Annotated in this window: 21 protein-coding genes; 11 read left to right on the top strand and 10 right to left on the bottom strand. The window is 74.4% G+C overall.

The genetic code is table 11. The features are described 5' to 3' along the window. Window positions 1-192: 192 nt before the first annotated feature. The 4 genes from menB to EV372_RS27750 all read left to right on the top strand — a co-directional run bounded on the left by menB (window position 193) and on the right by EV372_RS27750 (window position 6,444). Window positions 193-1,032 (top strand): 1,4-dihydroxy-2-naphthoyl-CoA synthase, encoded by an 840-nt coding sequence (menB, locus tag EV372_RS27765; protein ID WP_130398491.1) that lies wholly within the window; start codon window positions 193-195, stop codon window positions 1,030-1,032. Further along, window positions 1,029-2,012 carry an o-succinylbenzoate synthase gene (locus EV372_RS27760; RefSeq protein WP_130398490.1) on the top strand — a complete coding sequence of 328 codons (984 nt, stop codon included), beginning with the start codon at window positions 1,029-1,031 and terminating at the stop codon, window positions 2,010-2,012. Before menB ends, EV372_RS27760 begins: the two co-directional genes overlap by 4 nt. A 184-nt stretch (window positions 2,013-2,196) precedes the next feature. Further along, window positions 2,197-3,909: a 2-succinyl-5-enolpyruvyl-6-hydroxy-3-cyclohexene-1-carboxylic-acid synthase gene (gene menD / locus EV372_RS27755; protein ID WP_130398489.1), complete on the top strand. Its 1,713-nt coding sequence runs from the start codon at window positions 2,197-2,199 to the stop codon at window positions 3,907-3,909. A 510-nt stretch (window positions 3,910-4,419) separates the two neighbouring features. Further along, window positions 4,420-6,444 (top strand): PhoX family protein, encoded by a 2,025-nt coding sequence (locus tag EV372_RS27750; RefSeq protein ID WP_130398488.1) that lies wholly within the window; start codon window positions 4,420-4,422, stop codon window positions 6,442-6,444. Between the two features lie 111 nt (window positions 6,445-6,555). Here EV372_RS27750 and EV372_RS27745 read toward each other — a convergent pair whose 3' ends face one another. Together EV372_RS27745 and EV372_RS27740 are read right to left on the bottom strand one after the other, a co-directional pair. Beyond that, window positions 6,556-7,005, bottom strand: coding sequence for a GNAT family N-acetyltransferase (locus tag EV372_RS27745; protein WP_130398487.1), 450 nt, complete (start codon window positions 7,003-7,005; stop codon window positions 6,556-6,558). A 139-nt stretch (window positions 7,006-7,144) separates the two neighbouring features. Beyond that, on the bottom strand, window positions 7,145-8,425 hold the full coding sequence (locus EV372_RS27740) for an isochorismate synthase (protein ID WP_130398486.1): 1,281 nt from the start codon (window positions 8,423-8,425) through the stop codon (window positions 7,145-7,147). 322 nt (window positions 8,426-8,747) lie between these two features. Between EV372_RS27740 and EV372_RS27735 the strand changes: the two genes are divergently transcribed. The 6 genes from EV372_RS27735 (at window position 8,748) to EV372_RS27710 (ending at window position 14,412) form a co-directional block, all read left to right on the top strand. Further along, window positions 8,748-10,364: a family 10 glycosylhydrolase gene (locus EV372_RS27735; RefSeq protein WP_130398485.1), complete on the top strand. Its 1,617-nt coding sequence runs from the start codon at window positions 8,748-8,750 to the stop codon at window positions 10,362-10,364. Window positions 10,365-10,614: 250 nt separating this feature from the next. Beyond that, the gene (locus tag EV372_RS27730; RefSeq protein ID WP_130398484.1) at window positions 10,615-11,016 is read left to right on the top strand and encodes a TOBE domain-containing protein; all 402 of its coding nucleotides are present in this window, start codon (window positions 10,615-10,617) and stop codon (window positions 11,014-11,016) included. Continuing rightward, complete coding sequence (gene modA, locus EV372_RS27725; RefSeq protein WP_130398483.1) at window positions 11,009-11,815, top strand: molybdate ABC transporter substrate-binding protein; 807 nt, start codon at window positions 11,009-11,011, stop codon at window positions 11,813-11,815. The genes EV372_RS27730 and modA overlap by 8 nt, the downstream gene beginning before the upstream one ends. Next, a complete protein-coding gene (locus tag EV372_RS27720) occupies window positions 11,812-12,660 on the top strand; it encodes an ABC transporter permease (protein WP_130398482.1) in 849 nt (282 codons plus the stop codon). The genes modA and EV372_RS27720 overlap by 4 nt, the downstream gene beginning before the upstream one ends. Further along, window positions 12,660-13,850 (top strand): ABC transporter ATP-binding protein, encoded by a 1,191-nt coding sequence (locus EV372_RS27715; protein ID WP_486484067.1) that lies wholly within the window; start codon window positions 12,660-12,662, stop codon window positions 13,848-13,850. Before EV372_RS27720 ends, EV372_RS27715 begins: the two co-directional genes overlap by 1 nt. Window positions 13,851-14,070: 220 nt before the next feature. Continuing rightward, window positions 14,071-14,412, top strand: a complete 342-nt coding sequence (locus tag EV372_RS27710; RefSeq protein WP_130398480.1) for a DUF3040 domain-containing protein — start codon at window positions 14,071-14,073, stop codon at window positions 14,410-14,412. A 106-nt stretch (window positions 14,413-14,518) separates the two neighbouring features. Here EV372_RS27710 and EV372_RS27705 read toward each other — a convergent pair whose 3' ends face one another. The 6 genes from EV372_RS27705 to EV372_RS27680 form a co-directional block, all read right to left on the bottom strand. Continuing rightward, window positions 14,519-15,094: a CAP domain-containing protein gene (locus EV372_RS27705; protein ID WP_253793797.1), complete on the bottom strand. Its 576-nt coding sequence runs from the start codon at window positions 15,092-15,094 to the stop codon at window positions 14,519-14,521. 104 nt (window positions 15,095-15,198) lie between these two features. After that, a complete protein-coding gene (locus EV372_RS27700) occupies window positions 15,199-15,447 on the bottom strand; it encodes a hypothetical protein (protein WP_013153580.1) in 249 nt (82 codons plus the stop codon). 87 nt (window positions 15,448-15,534) lie between these two features. After that, window positions 15,535-15,864, bottom strand: coding sequence for a TrbG/VirB9 family P-type conjugative transfer protein (locus EV372_RS27695; RefSeq protein WP_130398479.1), 330 nt, complete (start codon window positions 15,862-15,864; stop codon window positions 15,535-15,537). A gap of 521 nt (window positions 15,865-16,385) precedes the next feature. Further along, the gene (locus EV372_RS27690) at window positions 16,386-18,863 is read right to left on the bottom strand and encodes a penicillin-binding transpeptidase domain-containing protein (RefSeq protein ID WP_130398478.1); all 2,478 of its coding nucleotides are present in this window, start codon (window positions 18,861-18,863) and stop codon (window positions 16,386-16,388) included. 379 nt (window positions 18,864-19,242) lie between these two features. Beyond that, window positions 19,243-20,589: an FAD-dependent oxidoreductase gene (locus EV372_RS27685; RefSeq protein WP_130399156.1), complete on the bottom strand. Its 1,347-nt coding sequence runs from the start codon at window positions 20,587-20,589 to the stop codon at window positions 19,243-19,245. A gap of 379 nt (window positions 20,590-20,968) precedes the next feature. Then, on the bottom strand, window positions 20,969-21,667 hold the full coding sequence (locus tag EV372_RS27680; protein WP_130398477.1) for a lysophospholipid acyltransferase family protein: 699 nt from the start codon (window positions 21,665-21,667) through the stop codon (window positions 20,969-20,971). 242 nt (window positions 21,668-21,909) lie between these two features. Here EV372_RS27680 and EV372_RS27675 point away from each other — a divergent pair, with 242 nt between their 5' ends. Continuing rightward, window positions 21,910-22,560, top strand: coding sequence for a cyclase family protein (locus tag EV372_RS27675; protein ID WP_013153575.1), 651 nt, complete (start codon window positions 21,910-21,912; stop codon window positions 22,558-22,560). A 42-nt stretch (window positions 22,561-22,602) separates the two neighbouring features. Here the strand turns inward: EV372_RS27675 and EV372_RS27670 are convergent, their stop codons facing one another. Both EV372_RS27670 and EV372_RS27665 read right to left on the bottom strand, forming a co-directional pair. Continuing rightward, window positions 22,603-24,678 (bottom strand): FUSC family protein, encoded by a 2,076-nt coding sequence (locus EV372_RS27670; protein ID WP_130399155.1) that lies wholly within the window; start codon window positions 24,676-24,678, stop codon window positions 22,603-22,605. A 136-nt stretch (window positions 24,679-24,814) separates the two neighbouring features. Further along, window positions 24,815-26,056, bottom strand: coding sequence for a hypothetical protein (locus EV372_RS27665; RefSeq protein ID WP_130398476.1), 1,242 nt, complete (start codon window positions 26,054-26,056; stop codon window positions 24,815-24,817). Window positions 26,057-26,062 lie beyond the last annotated feature (6 nt).

Raw genomic sequence — 26,062 nt, 5'->3', positions numbered from 1 at the left:
GCAAGGGTACGCCCGTGTCCGGCGCGCCCGCCCCGGGGGTCGGGTCCGGCGCCGGGCGGCGGACCCGGGCGCAAGGAGTACCGCCCTGCCCGCCCGTCCCCGCCCGCCTGGCACAATGCGTAGGGTTGTCGCGTGGACGTGGTGACACGTCCGCGCCGTCCACAGTGTCCCCGTTGAGGAGAAGCAGTAGCCGTGAGCAGCGTGATCGACTGGCAGCGGTCGGGCGAGTATTCCGACATCATCTACGAGACCGCGGAGGGCATCGCCAAGATCACGATCAACCGCCCCGAGCGGCACAACGCCTTCCGGCCCCAGACGCTGTTCGAGCTCCAGGACGCCTTCAACCTCGCCCGCGACGACTCCTCGGTCGGCGTGATCATCTTCACCGGCGCCGGTGACCAGGCGTTCTGCTCCGGCGGCGACCAGAAGATCCGCGGCGAGGACGGCTACATGGGCGACGACGCCGTGGCCCGCCAGGGCATCGGCCGCCTCAACGTGCTCGACCTCCAGGTGCAGATCCGCCGCCTGCCCAAGCCCGTCATCGCCATGGTCGCCGGCTGGTCCATCGGCGGCGGCAACGTGCTCCAGGTCTGCTGCGACCTGACCATCGCCGCGGACAACGCCAAGTTCGGCCAGACCGGCCCCAAGGTCGGCTCCTTCGACGGCGGCTACGGCTCCTGGCTGCTCGCCGAGACCGTCGGCCTGAAGAAGGCCCGCGAGATCTGGTACCTGTGCCGCCAGTACAGCGCGCAGGAGGCCCTGGACATGGGCATGATCAACACGGTCGTGCCGCTGGAGGACCTGGAGAAGGAGACCGTGGCCTGGGCCCGGGAGATGCTGGAGAAGTCCCCGCTGGCGCTGCGCATGCTCAAGGGCGCCATCAACGCCGTCAGCGACGGCGCGGCCGGGATGCAGCAGTTCGCCGGTGACGCCACGATGCTCTACTACATGAGCGAGGAGGCCCAGGAGGGCCGCGACGCCTTCAAGGAGAAGCGCCGCCCGGAGTTCGACAAGTTCCCGCGTCGTCCGTGACCGCTGCCGAACCCGACCCGGCGGGTACGCCCGCCGGGGGACGCGCCTTCTCGATCGGCCTGCGCAACCGCTTCCGCGGCATCACCGTCCGCGAGGGCATGCTCGTGCGCGGGCCCGCCGGATGGGGGGAGTTCTCCCCCTTCGCCGAGTACGGCCCGCGCGAGTGCGCCCGCTGGTGGGCCGCCTGTGAGGAGGCCGCCCACCACGGCTGGCCCGCGCCCGTCCGCGACCGCGTGCCGGTCAACGTGACCGTGCCCGCCGTGGACCCCGAGCGGGCCCACGCGATCGTCGCCGCGGGCGGCTGCGCCACCGCCAAGGTCAAGGTGGCCGAACGCGGCCAGGACCCCGCCGAGGACCTGGCCCGCGTCGAGGCGGTCCGCGACGCCCTGGGCCCCTCGGGGCTGGTGCGGGTGGACGCCAACGGCGCCTGGGACGTCGACACCGCCGTGCGGATGGTGCGCGAACTGGACCGCTTCGGCCTGGAGTACGTCGAGCAGCCGTGCGCCACCCTGGACGAGCTGGCCGCCGTGCGCCGCCGGGTGTCGGTCCCCGTGGCCGCCGACGAGTCCGTCCGCAGGGCCGAGGACCCGCTGCGGGTGCGCGCCGCCGGCGCCGCCGACATCGTGGTCCTCAAGGTGCAGCCGCTGGGCGGGGTGCGCGCCGCGCTGCGCGTGGCCGAGGCGTGCGGACTGCCGGTGGTGGTCTCCAGCGCCGTGGAGACCTCGGTGGGCCTGGCGGCGGGGGTGGCCCTGGCCGCCGCGCTGCCGGAACTGCCCCACGCGTGCGGCCTGGCCACCATGCAGATGCTGACCGCCGACGTCACCGCCGACCCCCTGCTGCCCGAGAACGGGTTCCTGCCCGTGCGCCCGGTGGCGGTGGACGAGGCGAGCCTGCGCGCGGTGGAGGTCGACCCCGCCGCCTGGCGGGCCCGCGCCGAGGCCGCGCGGTCGGCCGCCGACGAGGTCCCCGGCGCCGGATGACCGCGCCGTGACCGGCGTTGATGTTACGCCTGGGGCGCCCGGTGACGGGGGGCCGAATGTCCGGTTGGCGTGTGTGGGGGGTAACAGTCGTGTTCGTCCTCCGCGGGCCCCGAGTGGGGGTTGACTGTAGGGGCCGGGTCCACATGGTGATACTGGGTACACCTTGAGACGATCGAGAGAGTTGATGAATCCGTCCACCGCCCTGGCGCGTGTCCTGGTCGACGAGCTGGCCCGCTGCGGCCTGGCCGAGGCCGTCGTCGCGCCGGGGTCGCGCTCGACGCCGCTCGCCCTGGCCCTGGTCGCCCACCCCGGAATCCGGGTGCACGTGCGCATCGACGAGCGCTCGGCCTCCTTCCTCGCCCTCGGCCTGGCCCGCGTCTCGCGCCGCCCGGTCGCGGTGGTGTGCACCTCCGGCACGGCCGCGGCCAACTTCCACCCGGCGGTGATGGAGGCGGACGAGAGCGGGGTGCCGCTGCTGGTGCTCACCGCCGACCGGCCCCCGGAGCTGCGCGGGACCGGCGCCAACCAGACGGTGGACCAGATCGGCCTGTACGGCGGCGCGGTCCGCCTGTTCGCCGAGGTCGGCACCCCCGACCCGGTGCCCGGCATGGTCGCCTACTGGCGCTCGCTCGCCTGCCGCGCGTGGGGCTCGGCGCTGGGCGGACGCCCCGGCCCGGTCCACCTCAACGTGGCCTTCCGCGACCCGCTGACCCCCGACGCCGACACGGGCGCGTGGCCCGAGCCCCTGGAGGGGCGCGACGGCGGCCGGGCGTGGATCGGCCGCCCGGGGCCGCTGACCGAACCCGCGCCGTTCGCCCTGCCCGACGTCGAGCGCGGTGTGATCGTGTGCGGCGACGGGGACTACGACCCGGTGCCGTTCCTGGCGCTGGCCGAGGCGACCGGGTGGCCGCTGCTGGCCGAACCGACCTCCAACGCCCGCCGGGCGGGCGCGCTGTCCACCTACCGGCACTTGCTGGCCTCGCCGCGCGTGGTCGCGCGGCCGGCGCCGGAGCTGGTGGTGAGCGTGGGACGCCCCAACCTGTCCCGGCAGATCCTGGCCTACCTGCGCCGGGCCGAACGGCACGTGGTGGTCAGCGCGGGAGCGCTGGGCGACCCGTCGGCGAGCTCCCTCAACGCCTTCTCCGACCCGGTGCGCACCGCCACCGACGTGGTGGCCGCGGTCGCGCCGCCCGCCGGTCTGGACCCCGGCTCCCCGCGGAGCACCGAGTGGTCGCGGACCTGGTCGGAGGCGGAGGCGGTGGCCCGCGCCGCCCTGGACGCGGTGCTGGACGAGGAGGAGGTGCTCAGCGAGCCCCGGCTGGCCCGCGACCTGGTCGCGCACATGTCCGCCGGTTCGCTGCTGTTCGCCGGTTCGAGCATGCCCATCCGCGACCTGGACGCCACCATGCGGGCGCGCTGCGGCGTGCGCCTGGTGGGCAACCGGGGCGTCAGCGGGATCGACGGGTCGGTCTCCACGGCGATCGGCGCGGCGCTGGCCCACCAGGCCGGGGGCGGGGGACACGCCTACGCGCTGCTGGGCGACCTGGCGATGCTGCACGACCAGAACGGGCTGCTGATCGGTCCGGGGGAGCCGCGCCCGGACCTGGCGATCGTGGTGGTCAACAACGACGGCGGCGGGATCTTCTCCGGCCTGGAGCAGGCCGGGCACCCCGACTTCGAGCGGGTGTTCGGCACCCCGCACGGGGCGTCGATGGAACGGGTGGCCGCGGTGTCCGACGTGCCCTACACCCGCCTGGAGTGGGCGACCGACCTGCCCAAGGCGCTGCTGGGCGAGGGGCCGCGCCTGATCGAGGTGTGCACGCACCGCGCGGGCAGCGCCGCGCTGCGCCGCCGGGTCCAGGCCGCGGTGGACGCCGCCGTGGACGAGGCGCTCTGAGCGCGCGCCCCTGAGCGAAGCGGGCGGGGGCCACCGCGCGGGCCGGACCCTCCACCGGGGCGCCGGGCGTCGCACCCGCTCCCCTTTTCGACCCCTCGCCCGCCCCGGCGTCGGCATGCCCTAAAACCCCTTCGACCGGCAACCGTTTTCCCGCCTCCGCCCCGCCCCGGCCCCGCGCCGCACCGCTGTGCCCGGCGCCGAATCACGGGAGGGCCGACAACTCCGGGGACGGTTACGGGCGTGTCACGTGGACCCGGCGGGTGCGGTGCGCCATGATCACGACCGGAACCCGACGATGTGTGGCCCTATGGACGCCCAGCGTGACCTACCAGGGCATGCGCCGGAGTTGTAGGCGCGTTCATCTTGGTTTCACCTGCGCGTTTGGAATTTCGGCCAAGGTCGAGAGCGTCCGGGGGAGCACCCCGCCGGACCAGGAGACAATCCGCGCGCCCCGGTCAGACCCCGCACCGACGGAGCGCGTGGGAGCAGCACGATCCCCAAGGAGAAGGTGTGCCCGAATCCGCGCCCCGCCGCCGCCAGCTGCCGTTGATCGGCCAGGTCGGTGGCGGTCGTTCCCGTGCGACATGCAGACTGCGCTGCGGCGACGCCTGTTTCCACCCGGCTCCCAACACCAGCGACAACCCCTACTTCGGGGACATCTTCGCCAAGGCGCTCTCCCGCCGCTCCGTCATCCAGGCCGGCGCCGTGAGCGCCGGAGCGGGCGCGCTCGGACTCGCCGCGCTCAGCCCGGCCTCGGCCGACCGCCGCGGCCCCGACCGCCCCCACCCCTCGCCGCGGCCCACCTTCACCAGCGTCCAGCCCAACAACGACGACAAGGTCACCATCCCCCGGGGCTACGACCAGCACGTCATCATCCGCTGGGGCGAGCCGGTCCTGCCCGGCGCGCCCGAGTTCGACGTGTACGACCAGACCGCCGAGGCCCAGGCCCAGCAGTTCGGCTACAACTGCGACTACGTCGGCTTCCACCAGCTCGACGACGACCACGCCCTGATGTGGGTCAACCACGAGTACACCAACGAGGAACTCATGTTCCCGGGGTACGCCGGAGGCGACGCGGCCACCGAGGAGCAGGTCCGCATCGCCATGGCCGCCCACGGCGGTTCCATCGTCGAGCTCCAGCGCGAGGGCCGCACCGGCAAGTGGGTGCTCTCCACGGGCGAGCGCTCCTTCAACCGCCGCATCACCGCCGACACCCCCATGCGCATCACCGGCCCCGCCGCCGGGCACGCCCTGCTCAAGACGGCGGAGGACCCCACCGGCACCCTGGTCAGGGGCATGCTCAACAACTGCGCGGGCGGCATGACCCCGTGGGGCACCTTCCTCACCGCCGAGGAGAACTTCAACCAGTACTTCGCCAACGGCTCCGGGTCCGCCGAGACCAGGCGCTACGGCGTCGGCACCGGCGCCACGGGACGCCGCTGGGAGCGCTTCGAGGAGCGCTTCGACCTCTCCAAGCACCCCAACGAGATCAACCGCTTCGGCTACATCGTCGAGGTCGACCCGCTCGACCCCGGGTCCGAGCCGCTCAAGCGCACCATGCTCGGCCGCTTCAAGCACGAGGGCGCCACCACCCGCCTGGCCGACGACGGCCGGGTCGTGGCCTACATGGGCGACGACGAGCGCTTCGACTACATGTACAAGTTCGTCAGCGCCAAGAAGTACGTCGAGGGCTCCCGGCGCCACAACCTCTCCCTGCTGGACACCGGCACGCTGTACGTGGCCCGCCTCTCCGGCAACAGCCCCGCCGAGGAGTTCGACGGCTCCGGCGCGCTGCCCGCGGACGGCGAGTTCGACGGTTCCGGCGAGTGGATCGCCCTGTGCACCGACACCGAGAGCTTCGTCCCCGGTTTCAGCGTCGCCGAGGTGCTCGTCCACACCCGTCTGGCCGCCGACGTCATGGGCCCCACCAAGATGGACCGCCCCGAGGACTTCGAGCCCAGCCCGGTCACCGGCAAGGTCTACTGCGCGCTGACCAACAACTCCGCCCGCGAGCCCGGCCAGGCCGACGAGCCCAACCCGCGCGGCCCCAACCGGCACGGCCACGTCCTGGAGATCGTGGAGTCCGGCAACGACGCCGCCGCCACCACCTTCGCCTGGAACGTGCCGCTGGTGTGCGGTGACCCCGAGGACGACGACACCTACTACGCGGGCTTCGACAAGTCCAAGGTCATGCCGATCTCCGCGCCGGACAACCTGACCTTCGACAAGGACGGCAACCTGTGGATCTCCACGGACGGCCAGCCCGGCGCCCTGGGGATCAACGACGGCCTGCACGTCATGCCGGTCGAGGGCCGCTTCCGCGGTGAGCTGAAGACCTTCGCCACCGTCCCGGTCGGCGCGGAGGCCTGCGGCCCCTTCGTCACCGAGGACAGCAAGACGGTGTTCCTGGGCCCCCAGCACCCGGGTGACGGCGGCACCTTCGAGGCGCCCACCAGCACCTGGCCCGACGGCGACTTCCCGCGCCCCTCCGTGGTGTGCATCTGGCACACCGCGGGCCGCGAGGTCGGCAGGTAGCCGGGCTTCCCTCCCACCGGTAGGGACGACGACCACCGGCCCCGGCTTCCATCGTGGGGGCTGCCGGGGCCGGTTCCTCGTCTCCGGGCCCCCGCCCGGGGCGCGTAGCCCTCAGAGCACCTTCTCGAAGCAGAGCGAGGAGGGCTCGTCGGCGTAGGCGCCGAAACCGGGGATGGGCGTGTACCCCGAACGGGTGTAGAACCGCACCGCGTCGGGCTGGCGGTCGCCCGTCTCCAGGCGCAGGCACTTCCAGCCCCGCTCGCGGGCCCACTCCTCCAGGGCCGCCAGGACCAGTGCCGCCGCGCCCGAGCCGCGCCGGTCGGGCCGGACGTACATCCGCTTGACCTCGCCCGCCGCGTCGCCGAGCTCGCGCAGGCCGCCGCAGCCCACGGCCGCGCCCGAGGCGTCGCGGGCCACCACGAACACCGCGATGTCCCCGGCGGAGGGGGCCACCCCCGGCTCGGAGTCGGTGGTGCCGTACCGTTCGGCGATCTCCGCCCGCTGGCCGGCCCGCAGGGCGACGGCGTCGGAATCGTCCCAGGAAACCTCGTGGACACGCATGGGCGCCACGCTAGCGGCGCCGTGTTTCGCGGCCGTGAAATCCGCGTGGGCAACGGCCTCTGTGCGCGGTGTCACCCCCGCGCAGCGCCGCACGCGTGCGTACCGCTGAGCCCGGCCCGGAGCGCGGTCCCGCCCCGGCTCAGACGGGGTCGGTGAGGGCCTCGCGCATCACCCGGAACTTGGACTCGGTCTCGGCCAGCTCCGACTCCGGTTCGGACTGGGCGACGATGCCCCCTCCGGCGAAGAGCCGGGCGCGCGCGCCCTCCACGCGGGCGCAGCGCAGGGCGATGCCCCACTCGGAGTTGCCCGCGCCGTCCAGCCACCCGACCGGACCGGCGTAGCCGCCCCGGTCCATGCCCTCGGACTTCGCGATCAGCCGCATGGCCGCCGCGGTGGGGGTGCCGCCCACGGCCGCCGTGGGGTGCAGGGCCGCGACCGCCTCCAGCGCCGAGACCCCGGGGGACAGGCGGGCGCGCACCGGCGTGGCCAGGTGCTGCACGTTGGCGAGGGCGAGCAGGCGGGGCCGGGCGGGCACGTCCAGTTCCTCGGTGAGCGGTTCCAGCGCGGTGCGCAGGGACTCCACGGCCATGCGGTGCTCGTCCACGTCCTTGGCCGAGGTCAGCAGTTCCTCGGCCAGGAGCCGGTCCGCGTCGGGGTCCTCGCCCCGGGGGCGGGTACCGGCCAGCACCAGCGAGGAGAGCTGGTCGCCCTCGCGGCGCAGCAGCAGCTCGGGGGTGGCTCCGACCATGCCGTCCACCGAGAAGGTGAAACAACCGGGGAACCGCAGCCGCAGCCGCTCCAGCAGGGTGCGCACGTCGATGGGGGCGTCGGCCTCGGCCAGGGCGTCGCGCGCCAGCACGGCCTTGTCGAGCTCTCCCGCGCGGATGCGCTCGACGGTGCCGACCACGGCGCCCATCCACTGCTCGCCGGTCAGCGACCCCGCGCTCCAGGAGAGCGGGCCGACGGGCCGCGGCTCCGGCGTCGGGCCGAGCGGCTCGGCCGGGTGCGCCCCGGGCGCTTCGGTGACGGTGGTCAGCCAGGAGCGGCCGCCGCGCCGCCCGACCAGCACGCGCGGCACCACCAGGGCCGATCCCGCGGAGGAGGGGGAGAAGGCGAACGTGCCGAACGCGACCGGGCCGGTGCCGGGCACCCCCACCTCGTCGTGGACCTCGGCGCGCTCGGTGAGGGCGCCGACCCAGCGGGCCGCCTCGGTGAAGCGGGTGGTGTCGGTGGGCTCGGCCGACTCGGGTTCACCGTCCAGGTCCAGCCGCGCGGCCTGTCCCCAGCCCACGACGCCCTCGTCGCCGGTCAGCCAGGCCAGGGGGGAGTCCGCGGGCAGGCGGTGCACCAGGCTGGCGGTGTCGTCGCGCAGGGCGACGGTGCGGACGGACAGGCGGGGCGGGCTCAGGAGGGCGTTCACGGTCCCCGAGTCTAGAACCTCGTCTGGGGCGGTGTGTCCGGTATCGGCCGTGGTGGCCGGGGTGCGCACGTGCTCCCTCCCGGGCCGGGGCCGCCGCGGTGACCCGGCCCCCGCCGCCCTCCGGCGGGGATCACGCTCCGTCGCCGTCCGCGCGGGCGCTCCGTCGACCTGCCGGAACGTCCCTCCTGTACCGGGGATGCGAGGTTGTCCACAGATGGGCGCAATCGTGTCCGAAAATTGACTGTCTGGCCTACTCTGGTTCGCGGTGCGACGTCACGGTGACGGCGGTGCGCGACCCATCCCCTCAGAGGAGACCTGTTCCATGGATTCAGTGGCCCGTGCCGTGACCCCGACGCGCGCCGCGCTGCGGTGGGCCGCGACGGCCGCCGCGGCCACCGTCCTGCTGGCGGGGTGCACCGGCCGGGGCGCCGACGAGGAGCCGCCGTCCGACGGCGCCTCCGGGGCGGCCGCCGTCCTCCGGTGCGGGGACGGCGGGGAGCGGCGGCAGATGCGCGGGGCCTGGCTGACCACGGTCCGCAACATCGACTGGCCCTCCGAACCGGGCCTGTCCGCCGAGGAGCAGAAGGCCGAACTCGACGCCTACCTCGACGACGCCTCCGCCCTGGGGCTCAACGCGGTCTTCCTGCACGTGCGGCCCACCGCCGACGCCGTCTACGAGTCGGACCTGGAGCCGTGGGCGCGCTACCTCACCGGCGAGCAGGGCGGCGACCCCGGCTACGACCCGCTGGAGTACGCGGTGGCCGGGGCGCACGAGCGCGGCCTGGAGCTGCACGCCTGGTTCAACCCCTACCGGGTGGGCTTCCAGGACCCCGACGTCGAGAACCTGGCCGGGGACCACCCGGCGAGGGAGAACCCCGAGTGGCTCGTCGACTACGGGGTCGAGGCCTACCTCGACCCCGGCAACCCCGAGGTCCGCGAGTGGGTGACCCGCGTGATCCTCGACGTCGTGGAGCGCTACGACGTCGACGGCGTGCACTTCGACGACTTCTTCTACCCCTATCCCAAGGAGGGCGAGGAGTTCGACGACGACGCCTCCTGGGAGGAGCACGGCGACGGCTTCGAGGACCGTGAGGACTGGCGCCGCGACAACGTCAACCAGCTCATCGCCGGGGTCCACGAGGGCATCGAGGCCGCCAAGCCCTGGGTGAGCTTCGGAATCTCCCCGTTCGGTATCTGGCGCAACGACTCCACCGACCCCAGCGGCTCGGCCAGCTCGGGCCTTCAGTCCTACGACGCCCAGCACGCCGACACCCGCACCTGGATCCAGGAGGGCACGGTCGACTACGTCGCGCCGCAGCTGTACTGGGAGCGGGGCTTCGAGACCGCCGACTACGAGGTCCTGGCCGACTGGTGGGCCCGGGAGGTCGAGGGCACCGGCGTGGACCTGTACATCGGCCAGGCCGCCTACCGGGTGGGCGAGGACGGCTGGACCGGCGAGGACGCCCTCAGCACCCAGCTGGACTACTCCGGCGAGCTGCCCCAGGTGGACGGCGACGTCTACTTCTCCATCAAGAACCTGCGCGAGCGGGCCGCCGACGCCTACGCCGCGCTGGCCGACGAGCACTACGGCGCCCCCGCCCTGCCGCCGCTCTCCGACGCGCCCGAGGGCCGGGGCCCGCTGGTCGGCACGGTCGGCGGCGTCACGGCCCGGGCCGCCGACGAGGGGGTCGACGTGGCGTGGGAGGCCGTGGACGGCGCCCGCTTCTACGCCGTCTACCGGCTGCCCGCCGACGCGGCCGCCGGGTCCGAGGAGGAGCGCTGCGCCGCGGTCGCCGCGGACAACCTCGTGGGCCTCACCGGGCGGACCGCGCTGACCGACACCGCGCCGCTGGAGGACGGCGCCGGGTACGTGGTCACCGCGCTGGACGACTACCGCGCCCAGGGGCCGGTCAGCGAGGCCGCCGACGTGCGCGGATGACCGCACAGGGAGCGCGCGGGCTCCGGCCGGGGGAGGCGTCCCCCGGCCGGAGCCCGTTCCGTTCGCCGGGGCGTGGGCCCTCGGTCCCTCTCCGGGACGCCCGGTCCGGCGTCCTTCCGGGCGCGCTCCGGCGCCGCTCCGGTTCCATGCGCCCGTCTGTCGCAAAAACCCAATACAAGGGCGAAAAAGTAAGCATCTGCTAGCGGAAAGCCCCTTTTGCCCCAGCAGATGCCGGATATAGGTTGGCCCCATGCCGACCTTCCACATCAGCGAGGCCGCCGACCTCCTCGGCGTCAGCGCCGACACCGTCCGGCGCTGGGTCGACTCCGGTCGCCTGTCCGCCACCCGCGACGCCTCCGGAAGGCGTCTGATCGAGGGCGCGGACCTGGCCGGGTTCATGAGCACGGGTGCCGACGAGGACCCGGCCCGGCGCCTGTCCTCCGCCCGCAACCGCTTCCGAGGCCTGGTCACCGACGTCGTCCGCGACCGGGTGATGGCCAGCGTGGAGATCCAGGCCGGACCCCACCGGGTGGTCTCGCTGATGAGCCGCGAGGCCGCCGACGAACTCGGTCTGGAGGTGGGCAGCGTCGCCACGGCGGTGGTCAAGTCCACCAACGTGGTCGTGGAGACCACCGGGGAGCGCCATGCGTGAGCCCGCCCCCCGCGGCCCCCGGTCCGGCGCTCCCCGGCTGGCCCGCGTCCTGGCCGCGACCGCGCTCGTCCTGTGCGCCTGCTCCCCCGGGGAGGGGTCCGCCGACCGGCTCAACGTCTTCGCCGCGGCCTCCCTCACCGACGTCTTCACCGACCTCGCCGAGCGGTTCGAGGCGGACAACCCCGGCACGGAGGTGGTCCTCAACTTCGCCAGCAGCGGCGACCTGGCCCTCCAGATCAACTCCGGCGCCCCCGCCGACGTCTTCGCCTCCGCCGACACCGCCACCATGGACCGGGTCGTCGAGGGCGAGGGGCTGCACCCCGACTGGGCGGCGGAGCACGGCCCGCAGGGCGTCGTCTTCGCCGCCAACACCCTGCGCATCGCCGTGCCCCCGGACAACCCGGCCGGTGTCGGGGAACTGGCCGACCTCGCGGAGGAGGGCACCGCCGTCGCCTTCTGCGCGGAGGAGGCCCCCTGCGGCGCGGCCACCGCCGCGGTCCTGGACGAGGCCGGGCTGGAGATCACCCCCGACACCTACGAGGAGGACGTACGCGCGGTCCTGACCAAGGTCGAACTCGGCGAGGTCGACGCCGGACTCGTCTACGCCACCGACGTCGTCTCCGCGGGCGACCGGGTCGAGGGCATCGTGTTCGACGAGTCCGACGAGGTGGTCAACGACTATCCCGTCGGGGTCGTCTCCACCACCTCCGACGCCGCGCTCGCCGCCGCCTGGGTGGAACTGGTGCGCTCCCCCGAGGGCGGGGAGGTCCTGCGGGCCGCCGGGTTCGAGGTGCCATGACGCCCGACCGCGCCCCCGCCGAGCCCGCCGCCGCGGCGCCGCGCCGCCGTCCGCCGCGGGGACGGCGCTTCGGCCGACCGCCCTGGATCCTGGTGCTGCCCGCGCTCGCGGGCGCGGCCTTCCTCGTGCTGCCCATGGCGGGCCTGCTGGTCAGCGCGCCCTGGTCCACCATGGGCGGCCGCCTGACCGAGCCCGAGGTGCTGGCGGCCCTGTGGCTGTCCCTGTCCACCGCCACCGCCGCCACGGCCGTGTCCCTGCTCCTCGGGGTGCCGCTGGCCTGGCTGCTGGCCCGCACCGACTTCCCCGGGCGCCGCCTGGTCCGCGCCCTGGTCACCGTCCCGCTGGTGATGCCGCCGGTGGTCGGCGGCGTGGCGCTGCTGCTGGTCCTGGGGCGCAACGGGATCGTGGGCCGCCACCTGGACGCCTGGTTCGGGATCACCCTGCCCTTCACCCCCGCCGCCGTGGTCCTGGCCCAGGTGTTCGTCGCCATGCCGTTCCTGGTGATCAGCGTGGAGGGCGCGCTGCGCGGCGCGGACCGCCGCTACGAGGAGGCCGCCGCCACCCTGGGCGCCAGCCGGGCGGCCGTCTTCGCCCGGGTCACCCTGCCCATGGTGCTGCCGGGCATCGCGGCGGGAGCGGTCCTGTGCTGGTCGCGGGCCCTGGGCGAGTTCGGCGCCACCATCACCTTCGCCGGGAACTTCCCGGGCACCACGCAGACCATGCCGCTGGCCGTGTACGTGGCCATGCAGCGCGACCCCGAGGCCGCCATCGTGCTCAGCCTGATCCTGCTGGCGGTCTGCCTGGCCGTCCTGGCCACCCTGCGCGAGAGGTGGACGAACGCCTGATGGCCCCGAACCACCACCCTGACGAGACCGCACCCGAACCCGGATCCGGCCCCGCACCAGCCTCCGAACGCACGGCCCCGATCCCGGCCGCACCCGCCTCCGGGCCCGAACGCGCGTCCGCGCCAGCATCCGTGTCCACGCCCGCGCTGGAGGCGGACCTGCGCCTGAGCCGGGGGGCCTTCACCCTGGAGGCCTCCCTGACGGTGCGCCCGGGGGAGATCCTCGCCCTGCTGGGGCCCAACGGCGCGGGCAAGTCCTCGGCGCTGCGCGCCCTGGCCGGACTGGCGCCCCTCAGCGGCGGGCGCGTCCTCGTGGACGGGCGCGACCAGACCAGGACACCCGTGGAGCACCGCCCCATCGGCATGGTCTTCCAGGACTACCTGCTCTTCCCGCACATGAGCGCCCTGGACAACGTGGCCTTCGGCCCCCGCCGCCAGGGCCTGTCGCGGGCGGCGGCCCGCGAGCGCGCCGCCGAACTGCTCGCCCACATGGACCTGTCCGCGTACGCGCGCGTGCGGCCGCGCCGCCTCTCCGGCGGCCAGGCCCAGCGCGTGGCGCTGGCCCGCGCCCTGGCCGTGCGCCCGCGCCTGCTGCTGCTCGACGAGCCCATGGCCGCCCTGGACGCCAGCACCCGCATCGACGTGCGCGCCCGGCTGCGCCACCTGCTGGAGGAGTTCGACGGGGCCACGGTGCTGGTCACCCACGACCCGCTCGACGCCATGGTGCTCGCCGACCGGGTGGCGGTGATCGAGGGGGGCCGGGTCGTCCAGCAGGGCGAGCCCGCCGAGGTGGCGCGGCGCCCCCGCACCGCCTACGTCGCGCGGCTGGTGGGGCTCAACCTCTTCCGGGGCACGGCCGAGGGCACCACCGTCACCCTGGACGGCGACGGACCCGGCGGGCCCGTCCGGGTGGAGGCGCACGAGGCGCACCGGGGACCGGCCCTGGTGGCCTTCCCGCCGCGCGCCGTGGCCCTGTACCCGCACCGTCCGCACGGCAGCCCACGCAACGTGTGGCGGCTGACGGTGGAGGGGATCGAGCGGTTCGGCGACCAGGTGCGGGTGCACCTGGCGGGGAACCCCTCCCTGGCCGCCGACATCAGTCCGGCGGCCCTGGCCGAGCTGGGGCTGGCCCGGGGGGACGCGGTGTGGGCGGGGGTCAAGGCCGCCGAGGTCGAGTGCTACCCGGGTTGACCCCCGGCGGGTCCGACCCGCGGGGCCGCGTCGGCGCGGAGCGCGTTCGGGCCCGGGGCGGAGGGTTATCCCCCGCAGAGGAAACAGATTTTTCTACCCAGAATCGGGCATAGGAACCCACATCGGAAAACCTGTGCACACCTGGATATCTCAGGTACACCCGGGGGAGACTGTAAGTCTGGCGACGACTGTCCTTCCCCCCGTGGCCGAGGAGGGTTCCATGTCCCTGAGAGAGCACGAGAGAAGAATCCTCGCGGAGATCGAGCGGCAGCTCAGCGAGGAGGAACCGGACCTGGCCGGACGGCTGGCGTCCTTCGGGTCGGGGGATCCCGACGCTCCGGTCGACCCCGGCCTGGGCGGCTGGAAACCGTGGGTGGCGTGCGGCCTGATCGCCGCGGTCACCGCGGGCCTGCTCGTGATGCTGTTCGTGCTCACCCCGAGCACGCCGCAGCCGTCCGCGCCCGCGGCGCCCATCGACACCTCGCAGACCACCGGGGACCCGGCGCCCGACCCGGACCCGGAGCCCGCGCCGGAGGGACCCGAGACCGTCGGAACCTCCTGAGCGCGGCCCCGCTCCGCGGCCGCGCGGCCTCTCCCGGGACACGTGACGGGCGGTGTGCACCCGCCGCACACCGCCCGTCACGTGCCCTGGACCGCGCTCGTGCGGCTCAGGCCCCGTGGCCGAGGACGACGGTCCAGTAGGGGCCGCCGTCGCCCTTCACCACGCCCACGCCGATGTGCTCGGCCTCGCAGTCGGCGAGCACCTGGTTGTGGCCGCGGCGCGTCCAGGCCTCCACCGCCTCCTCGGCCGTCTCGAAGCCGTTGGCCACGATCTCGCCCGAAGGGTGCGCGTAGCCCAGGCCGCGGGCCCGGTCCCTGGCCGACGAGCTGCCGCCGAAGAAGCCGCCGCCGGGGAACCCGCTGTCGCCCGCCTGGTCCTGGCTGTGCTCCCGCGCGGCCTGGGTGAGCAGTTCGTGGGTGCTCAGCTTCCCGCACCCGTACCCGGGCCTCTTGTCGTTGACCAGCCGCACGACCTCGGCCTCGGCCTCGGTCCAGGGGTCGGCCGGCTCCTCCTGGGACCAGGGCGGAGGCCAGCCGCCGCCGGATCCCGTCCCCTGGACCGCGGACGGGGCCCCGCCACCGGCGAACACGTCGCCGGGGTCGGCCGCGCCGGTCACACCCGCGCAGCACACGGCCGCCGCGGCCATCCCCGCGAGGGCACGGCCCCGAAGCAGGTTTCGCATGTCTTTCCACCTCCCGTGCGCGGGGGGAGCGTGTACCGCGCCGCGCCCGCGCACACCAGGGGCGGACAGCCGTGAAGGCCGTCCGCCCGCAACCTCGCGGGAACTCAGTTCGCCTTGCTGGTGGTCCTGTCCACCGTGGCTCCGTGCATGGAGGCGGTGTAGGTCACGTACTCGTAGTAGACCTTGCCGTCGTCGCCGACGCGGCTGTGGACCACGGTCATGGTGGCGCCCTCGGCGCTGGCGCTGCCGAAGTCCTTCTCGAAGACCGCGTCGGCCATCGCGACCGAGGGCGCACCCAGCGCCAGGCCGAAGGCCACACCGGTCAGGGACAGCACTCGTCGTAGTCGGACCATCGTCCTTCCCCTCCTCGGGTTGGGTCGGGTCACGCCCGCCGGGCGCGGCGGCCGACACGGCCGCCGCGCCCGACGGAAACGGGATGCCTAGTTCGCACCGCTCACGATGCTGTGGGAGGCGGCGCCGTCGTGGCCCGCCCAGGTGGCGCTCTTCTTGTAGAAGGAGCCGCCGTTGTCCCAGTGGTCGTGGCCCTTGTCGCCCTTGCCACCCTTGTGGCCGTGGCCGTGGCCGTGGCCGTTGCCGTTGCCGTCGAAGGCGACAGCGGTCACGCTGTGGCTCGCGGCGCCGTCGATACCGGCGGCGCTGGACTCACCCGAGAAGAAGCTGTCCGCCATAGCGGTGGCCGGGGCGCCGAAGGCCAGGGCCGGAACGGCGACGGAGGCGAAGGCGATCCGAGTGAGAGTCTTGCGGTTCATCCTGTGTCCTTTCGAGGCGGAACGACGATCTGTCGGTCCGGTGGCACCGGTCCCCCCAGCTCGACCCTCGGGAGAACCGTTCTCCTGGCGCCATCCGTAGATCTGCCCCGGGTCCCCGCTCGCTAACTCTAAGTAGTTACTAAATAGCTTAAAGTAATACTTGGTTGTTTTGGGTCGGATTTTTCCTGCTTGAGGTGGGCCCATGCCCACGGCCGGGGAGAGGGCGCCGACCGGCCCCGGAAGAGACCGGGACGGGGCCGCGGCACTCTGCGGAACCAGGGGAATCGTAGACGCCGGGAACCGGCGCCGACACCGGCCACGCCGTCGCGGGTGCGCGCGGCCGGACCGGTTCCGGGCGGTTCACCGCGGGCCGCACCCCCTCGCGGGGGCGGCCCGCCGCACCGCCGGGGGGCCGCGGACCCCGTACTTCCCCGGGGGAGCACCGCGTGGCGCACGGGCGCCCTGCACGCCGACGGCGCGCACCGGCGGTGCCGGTGCGCGCCGTCGCGGCGGATTGGGCCTCAGAGGCCGTTGGTGAAGCTGGCGGCCAGGGGACCGGCCACGGACGAGCCGCCGCCACCGCCCTCGACCACCACGGCGAAGGCCACGTCGCCCTTGAAGCCGACCATCCAGGCGTGGCTGGGCAGCTCCCCGTCCTCGTCGGCGTCCTCGGCGGTGCCGAACTCGGCCGTACCCGACTTGGCGTACACCTCGCCCTGGAAGGGCACGTCCTCGGCGGTGCCCTCGGTGACGACCGCGCGCATCATCGTCCGCAGCGCCTCGGCCTGGGCGATCGCGCGGGGCTCGGGCAGGCCCTCCTGGGCGGGCTCGGTCACCAGGACCGGGTGGCGCCAGGAACCGTCGGCGACCGCGGCGGGCACCGTGGACATGTGCAGCGGCGAGGTGAGGATCTGGCCCTGGCCGATGCTCTGGGCGCCCAGCATGGTGGCGCTGTCCACCGGCGGGAAGGACGGTTCGAGCGTGGGCACGCCGATGTCCAGCGGCGCGTTCATGCCGAACTGCTCGGCGCTGGCCTGGAGCGTGTCCGAGCTGAGCCGGTCGCCGACCTGCTCCACCAGCGCGGTGTTGCAGGAGGTCGCGAACGCCTCGGTCACCGTCTGGGCGCCGTACTCGGCGTCGCCCGCGTTGACGAACGGCCACCCGCCCAGGTCGTACTCCTTGGGGCAGTTCATCGTGGCGTCCATGCCCATCCCGTTGTCCAGCAGCGAGCTGTAGGTGATGATCTTGAACGACGACCCGGGCGGGTACTGGCCCTCGAAGGCCCGGTTGAAACCGCCGGGCACGTTGGCCGCAGCCAGGATCTCGCCGGTGGAGGGGCGCACCGCCACCAGGCCCACCGGGTCGGCGGAGTCGATGACGGCGTTGGAGGCCGCGTTCTGGACGGCCATGTCGATGCTGGTGACCACGTCCTCGCCGTCGGCGCCGTCCAGGGTGGCCACCGTGTTCTCCTCGGTGGCCTCCAGGGAGTCGCTGTCCTCGGCGGCGGCCGCGTCGACCATGAGGATGGTCGTGGCGGCCTCTCCGGCCAGCCGCTCCTCGTAGGTGCGCTGGAGGCCGCTGACGCCCACGGTGTCGCCGACGCTGTAGGCCGGGCCCAGCCGCTCGACGTCCTCCTCGGTGGCCTCGCCCAGGGAGCCCGCGATCATCTGGAGCGAACCGGAGACGTTGCCGCCGTCCAGGGCGGTGCCGTCGGCGGCCAGGATGCTGCCGCGCTCGCCCCACACGGCGGTGCGGGCCAGGACCTGGCCCTCGCCCAGGCCGGGGTAGGCGACCTCGGGGGAGAACTCCACCCACCACTCGCCGTCCTCGCGGACCAGCGGCAGCTCGCCCTCCCAGCCCCAGTCGTCGGCGTTGGTCAGCGACACGGTGACCTCGTAGGGCGCGCTGCCGGTGCCGCCGTCGGCGGTCACCGTGCCGACCTCCACCGCGATGGAGTCGACGCCCAGCCCGGAGTCGATGCCGCCGAGCACCGCGGCGGCGTCGCCGCCCCGGGTGACCGCGGCCAGGCGCTCGTAGTCCTGCGCCTCCCAGGCGGCCTCGTACTCGGCGGTGGCCTCTTCTGGTTCGGGCATCGTCAGGACGTACCAGGACGCGCCGCCGCCGACGAGCAGCAGCACCACCACGGCGGAGAGCACGCCGATGAGCAGTCCGCGCCGCGACTTGCGCGGCGGGGGACCGGGGTCGTAGCCGTCGTCCCCGTGGGGGTCGGGGTCGCCCGGTCCGCCCGAGCCGGGGCCGCCGCCGCTGTAGAGGTACTCGAAGCCGTCCGGGGACCCCTGGCCGGGGCCGGTCTCCCCGCGGCCGCCGTGGTCCGGCGCGGGATGGGGCGCGTCGCCCGGATAGGGGGCGTCGCCGTGGTGGACGGGCTGACCCGGGTAGGGGTCGTCGTCCCAGGTGTCGGTGCGGCCGTGCGGGTGACCGTGTCCGGCTGCGGGCTCGCGCACGCCGTGCCGGGAGGCCGGGGCCTCCTGCCAGGAGTCGTGCGCCTCGTCCCGCCAGGCGTCGTGCTCCTCGTCGCCTCGGGACCGGGGACCGTCCCAGCCGCCGGAGGGGCCCTGCGCGGAGGGGTAGGGGGTGTTCCAGTCCTGGGCGCCGCCCCGGTCGGGGCCGTGCGGGGGCTCGTCCCACGAGGAGGGCTCCTGCGGGCGCCCGGCGTTGCCGTGGGCGCCGGGGCCCTCGTGCCGGGAGGGCTCCCAGGCGTGCGCGGAGGGGGCGCCCCATCCGTCGTCGGCGGTTCCTCCACGTGGGGGCTCGTCCCACGCGGCGGGGGAGTCCCAGGACCCGGCGGACCCCTGCGGGAGGTCGGGCTGCGGGGGAGGAACCGGAGCGGACGGGGCCGCGGGTTCCTCGGGCGGAGGTCCTTGGGTGCGCTGGGGGATGCGGTAGGGGTTGGCGGGGCGCGAGGGGTACGCCGGGGGCTCGTGCGATGCTTCGGGCGGCCCGGAGGAATCCGGCTGCCGGGGGGACCGTTCGTCCACGCCTGACCGTCCTTCACTGGGTTGGCTGGAGATACCACGATGCCCCGCTCCCACCTCGGTGGGAGCGGGGCACGAGAGTGAGGGTCGGCATGGCGGTCGCCTCTCGGCGCGGGGCACAACGGGGCTCCTGGCCGTACGGTCACCCACCCGGAGGCGGGGCCGGACGCGGTATTCCGCGAAGGCAATTGTTGAGGCCCGGGGGACACTTGCTACCACACCGACCAACAGTGACTCTAACCCATCGGGCCGGGCCGTTGTTCCGCCACCGCGAGAAGCGGCGCATGCGCAATCTCACGGTACTCGCGGCCCGGGGGAGGGAATGCGGTGGCCGGTCCCGCAGAGGGGCGCGGGACCGGCCGGGAAGCCCGCGAACCGGGGGTCAGCCCTGGCGCGCGATGCTGGTCTGCTCGTCACGGGAGAGGAGCTTGAGGCGCTTGCGGCCGCGCTCGGCGCCCAGCTCCTCCTCGCGGGCCTCGATCCGCTGCCAGCCCTCCCACGTGGTGTAGTGGACGCCGCGGTCCTCCAGCAGGGCGCGGAAGGCGACCGGGTCGGGCTCGGAGGCGGGGGTGAGGGCCTCGCGGTCGGCCACCAGGTTGGTGACCGTCTCCAGGGCGTCGCCCTTGGTGTGGCCGATGAGGCCCACGGGACCGCGCTTGATCCATCCGGTGGCGTAAACGCCGTCCATCGGCTTCTCGTCCAGGTCCAGGACCCGGCCCTCGGCGTTGGGGACGACGCCGCGCTCCTCGTCGAAGGGCAGGTCGGCCAGGGGCGAGCCCAGGTAGCCGATGGCGCGGTAGACGGCCTGGACCTCGTGGTCGACGTACTCGCCGGTCCCCCGGACGCCGCCGTCGCCGGTCAGCTCCATGCGCTCGGTCCGCAGGCCCGTGACGCGGTCCTCGCCGAGCACGGCCACCGGGCTGTGCAGGAAGTGCAGGTGCAGGCGGCGCTCGGCGCCGCGCGGGTCGCGGATCGCCCAGTTCTGCAGGACCTTGACGTTGGTCTTGACCTGGTTGGAGTCCTCGCAGGCCTGGAGGCTCCCCTCGTCCATGTCGAAGTCCTCGGGGTAGACGATGACCTCGACGCCGGGCTGCTTGTCCAGCTCGCGCAGCTCCATGGGGGTGGCCTTGCACTGGGCGATGCCGCGGCGGGCGAAGACGTGCACGTCGGTGATCTGCTTGGCGCGCAGCCCCTCGTACACGTTGTCGGTGATGTCGGTCTCCAGCAGGTCCTCGGCGCTCTTGGCGAGGATGCGGGCGACGTCGACGGCGACGTTGCCCGCGCCGATCACGGCGACGCTGGTGCCCTCCACGTGCCAGGACGGCGACACGTCGGGGTGGGAGTCGTACCAGAAGACGAAGTCGGCGGCGCCGTGGCTGCCGGGCAGGTCGATGCCCGGGATGTCCAGCGGCCGGTCGCGGTCGCTGCCCGTGGCGAAGACGACCGCGTCGTAGTGGTGGCGCAGGTCCTCCAGCTTGAGGTCCACGCCGTACTCGACGTTGCCGTAGAAGGTGATCTCCTGCTTGTCCAGGATCTTGTGCAGCGCCCCCTGGATCTGCTTGATGCGGGGGTGGTCCGGGGCGACGCCGTAGCGGACCAGGCCGTAGGGGGAGGGCAGCTTGTCGAGGATGTCGATGCTGACGGACGTGCCGCACGCGGACAGGGTCTCGTCCTTGGTGAGCAGGTCCGCGGCGTAAATCCCCGCGGGGCCCGCACCCACGATTCCCACTCGCAGTGGTCGCGTCATCGCACAGCTCCAAGTCTTCGCGCCAGAGTCGGACGCCATCAAAAGGTAAGGCTTGCCTAATCTATCCGGTGTCGGCACCGGGAAAACCTACTATAAAGGTAGAGAATTCCGCTCCCCGTCCCGGGCCCGCACGGCGGGCCCGGAGGTCCCGCGGGGCCGTCGGCCCGGGCGGAACCCGGTAGGACCAGGTGGGGAGGCTGTCGCCGGCGCCCCGAGAGGTCCCTCAACAACAGGTCAACGCCCCGTCACCGGTTCCCCAGTTCCGAACGGGCTGTGAAGAAAGTCACCGCCCGCCGGAGCGGTCCCGCGTCCCGGGGGCCGCACCGGGGGAGGGGGAGTCCGACTCCCCCGAGAGCCGACCCTACGCGCCCGAGGGGCGTCCCCGCTCCAGCTCGGCCTTGACCGAGGCGGCGAACCGGTGCACCTGCTCCTGCCCGGACAGCTTGGCGATGGCGGCCATGATGGCGTCGGTGGCCTCGCGGCGCGGGCGCGCCCGGTCCGCCTGGCCCTCCCACGGCGACAGGTCCACCGGTTCGCCGAAGCGCACGCCCACCCGGTTCAGGGAGGGCACCCTGCGGCCGGGGGGCAGGATCCGCTCGGTGCCCGCCAGGGCCACCGGCACCACCGGGGCGCCCGTGGTCAGCGCCAGCCAGGCCAGACCCGTCTGCCCGCGGTAGAGGCGGCCGTCGGGGGAGCGCGTCCCCTCGGGGAAGATCCCGAAGACCTCGCCCCTCTCCAGCACCCCGAGGCTGTTGTCCATGGCCTCCTGGGCGCTCTGGCCCGGGCGCCGGTCCACCGAGAGCTGGCCGATGGCCCGCAGCGCGCGGGTGAACAGCCGCCGGGGCAGGGTCCCCTCGTCGAAGAGCTCCTGCTTGGCGATGAAGCGCACCGGCCGGGGGCAGGCCACGCCGATGAAGAGCGGGTCGATCAGCGCCAGGTGGTTCACGGCCAGGATCACCGGACCGCGACGGGGGACGTGGTGCGCGCCCTCCACGCGCTGGGGCCACACGACACGGGTGGCGGGCGCGATGACGGTCTTGGCCGCTCCGTACAGGGTCACTCGGTCGCCTCTTCTCGGGGTGGGGTGGGGTGGTCCGCGCGGGGGTGACGGACATGCGGAGGGCTCCCGTGTCCGTGTCTCCCGAGCTTATCGGGGTCGCGGAGCGGAGGACGTGGCCGGAGGACGTGATCCGGGCCGGGCGCGGGTGCCGTGGCGCCGGTCACACGCGCTAGGCTATGGTCTAGACCTCTGGTGCAGGTCAGGGGTCCTTTCCCCGGACGCGCGAGCGAGGAAGAACAGCCATGCCGAAACTGGTCGACGTCAGCCACCAGATCACCGACGGGATGACCACCTCTCCGGGCCTGCCGGAACCCGCCGTCGAGGAGAGCACCGCCGTCGCGGGCTCCGTCCCCGGCCACGCCACCAGCAGCGGCCGCGTCACGATGGTCGGCGCCACCGGCACCTACGTGGAGACGCCCGCCCACCGCTACCGGGACGGCGCGGACCTGGCCGACCTGGACCTGGCCCGCGTGGCCGATCTGCCCGGCGTGGTCGTCTCCGTCGGCTCCGCCCGGGTCGGCCCGGAGGCCTTCTCCGGCCTGGACGTGCGCGGACGCGCCGTGCTGGTGCGCACCGGTTGGGACCGGCACTGGCGCACCGAGTCCTACGGCCACCCCGAGCACCCCTACCTGACCGAGGCGGCGGCCAAGGCGCTCGTGGACGGCGGCGCCACCCTGGTGGGCATCGACGCGGTCGGCGTGGACGACCCCTCTCCCGCAGCCGAGGGCGCCCGCCCGGCGCTGGCCGTCCTGCTCGCCGCCGGCGTCCCCGTCGTCTCCCACCTGTGCCTGCTCGACCAGCTCCCCGAGGAGGGCTTCACCTTCTTCGCGGTGCCCGCCAAGATCCGCGGGATGGCCGCCTTCCCCGTGCGCGCCTTCGCCCTCGTGGACTGACCGGCCGCGCCCCCGGAGGCCGGGGGCGGGCGCGGAGCGGGCTCACAGGTCGGCGTCCAGGTCCTTCTGGGCCCGGCGGTGCTCGCGCTGGGCCCGCCGCTCGGCCTCCTGGCGCGCGGCGCGCTCGTCCTGGGCGACCGCGCTGGTCATCGCGTTGGACAGCGCCCGCAGCTCCATGTTGATCCTGGGGTAGGCGGGCAGCCGGGGGATCGCGCCCATGCGGGGCGTGCGGCGCTCCCTCATCGAGGAGATGAGTTCGCCGAAGGCCAGGTCCACCCGTTGCAGGGTGATGACGCCCGCCGACTCGGGCCGGTCCCGGGCCAGCGCCGACAGCGCCAGGTAGCCGGTGCGCTGGGTGGCCACCACCACCGGCCACAGCGGCAGCGTGGACGCCGCGCGCGGCGCGTCCCCGATCGCGCTGTCGTAGACCCCGCGCAGGTTGACCAGGGCCGCGCGCATGTCCCTGCGCAGCCGGTAGCGCCGTTCGGGGCCGATCTCCACGTCCTGGTCCAGGACCGCCATGATGCACTCGCGCGAGGTCTCCAGCACGCTCGTGATGGCCTGGGGCAGGCGGGTCGCCGACGCCCTGCGCCACAACAGCAGCGAGCCCAGCAGGCCGAACACCGAGCCCACGACGGTGTCGATGATGCGCGACCCGGCCAGGTCGGTGATGGGGTCGGGCGCGGCGGTCGCGGCCAGCAGCAGCGCCATCGGCGTCACCAGGACCGAGGCGTAGAAGAAGTTGCGGCCCACCACCAGCTGGGTGAGCCCCTGGAACAGTCCGGCGAGCACGATGACCGCCGCCAGCGGCGGGTGCGTCGCGATCAGCGCGGCGCCGATGAACACGCCCACGAGGGTGCCCAGGGACCGCTGGAGGGCCCGGTTCATGGTCAGGACCACGCTGCCCGCCTGGAGGACGGCGGTCGCGGTCAGGCCCACCCAGTAGTAGTGGTCCAGGCCCAGCAGGAGGCTGAACGCGCCCGCCGCGGTCACCGTGATCCACATGCGCAGCGCGGTGGGGCGCACCAGCGAGTCCGAGCCCAGGCTGGAGCGCAGCGCGTCCCACAGCGCCGGATAGCGCTCGTCGTGCAGGGTCGCGGCGTGCTCGTCGTCATCGTGGGAGGAGCGGCGCGCTGCCTGCGCGGCCCGGGCCAGCTGGCCGTAGAGCCGGGCCTCCAGGGAGCGGGGGCGCAGGCCCCGGCGCAGTTCGTCGAGCTCGTCGGGGTCGGGTCCCAGGGAGGGGTCGGCCACGGCCGGCGCCATGCGATCGGCGAAGTCGGCGGCCTTCTCGGGCAGGGTCGTGGGGCGCGCCATGCACACCTGGGTGGTGGCCAGGTGCACGTCGGAGACCCACCGCAGCAGGGAGCGCAGCCGGGCGGCCTCGGGGCTGGTGCGGTAGCCGCGGGTCTGGGCCAGCAGGACGATCCGCCAGGCCTCGGCCACCGCCACCGAGGCCTCGTGCTGGGCGTGGTCCAGGTCGGGCGTGCCCACGGCGCGCAGCAGGGAGGCGAGCTGGCGGTAGGCCTCGGCCACGGCGCGGTACTCGGGGTGGCGGGCGCGCACGGGCGCGCCCGACATCGACACCGCCCAGCCGATGGCCGCGCCGAGGGCGGCCACCAGGGCGTGCAGGGGGACGTCGGCCAAGCCGCCGGGGGCGATGGTGGAGATCGCGCCGACCAGGACGAAGAACAGGGGGCCCGGCCTGTCCACCCGCCAGGCGGCGCACAGCCAGGTGGCGATCCCGGCGGTCAGGCCGATGGAGAACACGGGCGCCCAGGAGGCCAGGGCCGAGGCCAGGGAGCCGAGGGTGACGCTGGCGACGAAGCCCAGGCCGACCAGGGCCAGGGCCGCCGACCGGTAGGCGTAGGGCGTCTTCTTCTCGTACAGGACGGTCATGGAGCCCAGGGCGGCCAGGGTGCCGACCTCCGAGCCGAACAGCCACGTGGCCAGGGCGAAGGACAGCGACATGGACACGGCGGCCTTGACCGCGGTGGTCCACGCCCAGGCGCCGGACTGGAGTCCGAACAGCGCCCGCAGGTCCACCCTGGGGTGGGGGCGTTCGCCCACCTCGACGCGTTCGGGTCCGTGTCCTTCGCCGGGGGAACCACCCACGTTCATCGGTCCGGTGTCTCCAGTGGTTCCCAGATCTCGCACGTTTCCCATCCTAGACCGGGACGAACCGGCACTTAGGTGACTTACTGAACATCCGTAGGGGCGGGCCGTGGACAGGGGCCCGGCAGTTCGGAGCGGGCTGTTACGTGGTGGTGCGCTCCGCGTCCTGCCCGGCCGGGGACGCCCCGGCCCCCTCCGCGCGCTGTTCGGCCAGCTCGGCGCGGGCCACGGCCCGATCGCGCGCCTCCTCGGCCAGGGCCAGGCGCGCGGCGGCGGCCTCCCGCGACTCGGCCAGGGTGATCTCGGCGTTGCGGCGCTGGGTGTCCAGGTCGGCCGCCAGGCGCTCGCGGTCGGCGCGGAGCCGCTCCAGCTCGGCGGTGAGGCGTTCGCGCTCGTCGGCGGCCGCCGCGCGGTCCGACTCCAGGCGCTCGCGGGTCCGCTCCAGTTCGGCGTCGAAGCGGTCCCGTTCGGCGGCCAGGGTCCGGGCGGCCTCGCCCGCGCGCTCCTCGGCGGTCTCGGCGCGGGCCCGGGCGCTCTCGGCCGCCAGGACGGCCTCGTCGCGCCGACGGGCGTGCTCGGCGGTCTCGGCGCGCAGCCCCTCGGCCTCGGCGCGGGCGTGCTGGAGCCGCCGGGCGGCCTCGGTCCGCTCGCGCTCCAGCTCCTCGCGTGCGCGGGCGGCCTGCTCGGCGATGCGGCGTTCGGCGGCGGCCAGCCCGGCGTTGGCCTCGGCGACGGCGGCGTCGCGTTCGGTCCGGGCCCCGTCGGCGAGGGCGCGCTGCCGGTCGCGCTCGGCCTCGGCGGCGTCCCGGGCGGCCAGGGCCTCCTCGGCGATGCGCTCGGCCTCCTGGGTGGCGGAGACGGCGGAGGCGGCGGCGTCCTCGGCCACGCGCCGGGCGCTCTCGGCCTCGCGGCGGCGGTTCTCCGCCTCCAGGCGGGCGGCGTCGGCCTCGGCGGCGTGCCGGGCCCCGGCCAGGCGGGCGGCCTCCACCTGGGCCTCGGCCGCGGCCGGGTCGGTCATGGTGGAGAAGGCCTCGGTGGCCGCCTGGAGGGTGGCGGTGAGCTGCTCGCTCTGGACGGCGAAGCGGGTGAGCAGGTCGTCGGCGCGCAGGCGGGCGGAGGTGACCGGTTCGGTGCTGAAAGCGGGGGAGGAGCCGGCGGTGTGGGGGGAGGGCGCGGCGGAGTCGGCGGCGGAGGACTCCTGGGCGGCGCGGGCCAGCTCCTCCTGGCGTTCGGCCTCCTGGGTCTGGCGCTGGCGTTCCTTCCAGGCGCGCCAGCGGGTGTGCTCGGGGAGGTCGCAGTACTGCGGCGGGCGGCCGGGCGAGGAGGCACGGGGCACGGGCCGGTCGCAGCCGGGGAAGTTGCAGGTGTTGGAGTCGGAGGCCACGGGGTG

Source organism: Nocardiopsis sp. CNZ308 (assembly GCF_004217075.1).
Note: the sequence above shows the minus strand (reverse complement) of the source record. Positions and strands in the feature narration are given on the sequence as shown.

What these genes read in the sequence shown, in the direction of transcription:
- EV372_RS27705 (WP_253793797.1), bottom strand. Translation starts at nt 15,094, where the DNA reads ATGCGAAACCTGCTTCGGGGCCGTGCCCTCGCGGGGATGGCCGCGGCG.
- menD (WP_130398489.1), top strand. Translation starts at nt 2,197, where the DNA reads ATGAATCCGTCCACCGCCCTGGCGCGTGTCCTGGTCGACGAGCTGGCC.
- EV372_RS27700 (WP_013153580.1), bottom strand. Translation starts at nt 15,447, where the DNA reads ATGGTCCGACTACGACGAGTGCTGTCCCTGACCGGTGTGGCCTTCGGC.
- EV372_RS27670 (WP_130399155.1), bottom strand. Translation starts at nt 24,678, where the DNA reads ATGAACGTGGGTGGTTCCCCCGGCGAAGGACACGGACCCGAACGCGTC.
- EV372_RS27730 (WP_130398484.1), top strand. Translation starts at nt 10,615, where the DNA reads ATGCCGACCTTCCACATCAGCGAGGCCGCCGACCTCCTCGGCGTCAGC.
- EV372_RS27715 (WP_486484067.1), top strand. Translation starts at nt 12,660, where the DNA reads ATGGCCCCGAACCACCACCCTGACGAGACCGCACCCGAACCCGGATCC.
- modA (WP_130398483.1), top strand. Translation starts at nt 11,009, where the DNA reads ATGCGTGAGCCCGCCCCCCGCGGCCCCCGGTCCGGCGCTCCCCGGCTG.
- EV372_RS27695 (WP_130398479.1), bottom strand. Translation starts at nt 15,864, where the DNA reads ATGAACCGCAAGACTCTCACTCGGATCGCCTTCGCCTCCGTCGCCGTT.
- EV372_RS27710 (WP_130398480.1), top strand. Translation starts at nt 14,071, where the DNA reads ATGTCCCTGAGAGAGCACGAGAGAAGAATCCTCGCGGAGATCGAGCGG.
- EV372_RS27675 (WP_013153575.1), top strand. Translation starts at nt 21,910, where the DNA reads ATGCCGAAACTGGTCGACGTCAGCCACCAGATCACCGACGGGATGACC.
- EV372_RS27735 (WP_130398485.1), top strand. Translation starts at nt 8,748, where the DNA reads ATGGATTCAGTGGCCCGTGCCGTGACCCCGACGCGCGCCGCGCTGCGG.
- EV372_RS27720 (WP_130398482.1), top strand. Translation starts at nt 11,812, where the DNA reads ATGACGCCCGACCGCGCCCCCGCCGAGCCCGCCGCCGCGGCGCCGCGC.
- EV372_RS27745 (WP_130398487.1), bottom strand. Translation starts at nt 7,005, where the DNA reads ATGCGTGTCCACGAGGTTTCCTGGGACGATTCCGACGCCGTCGCCCTG.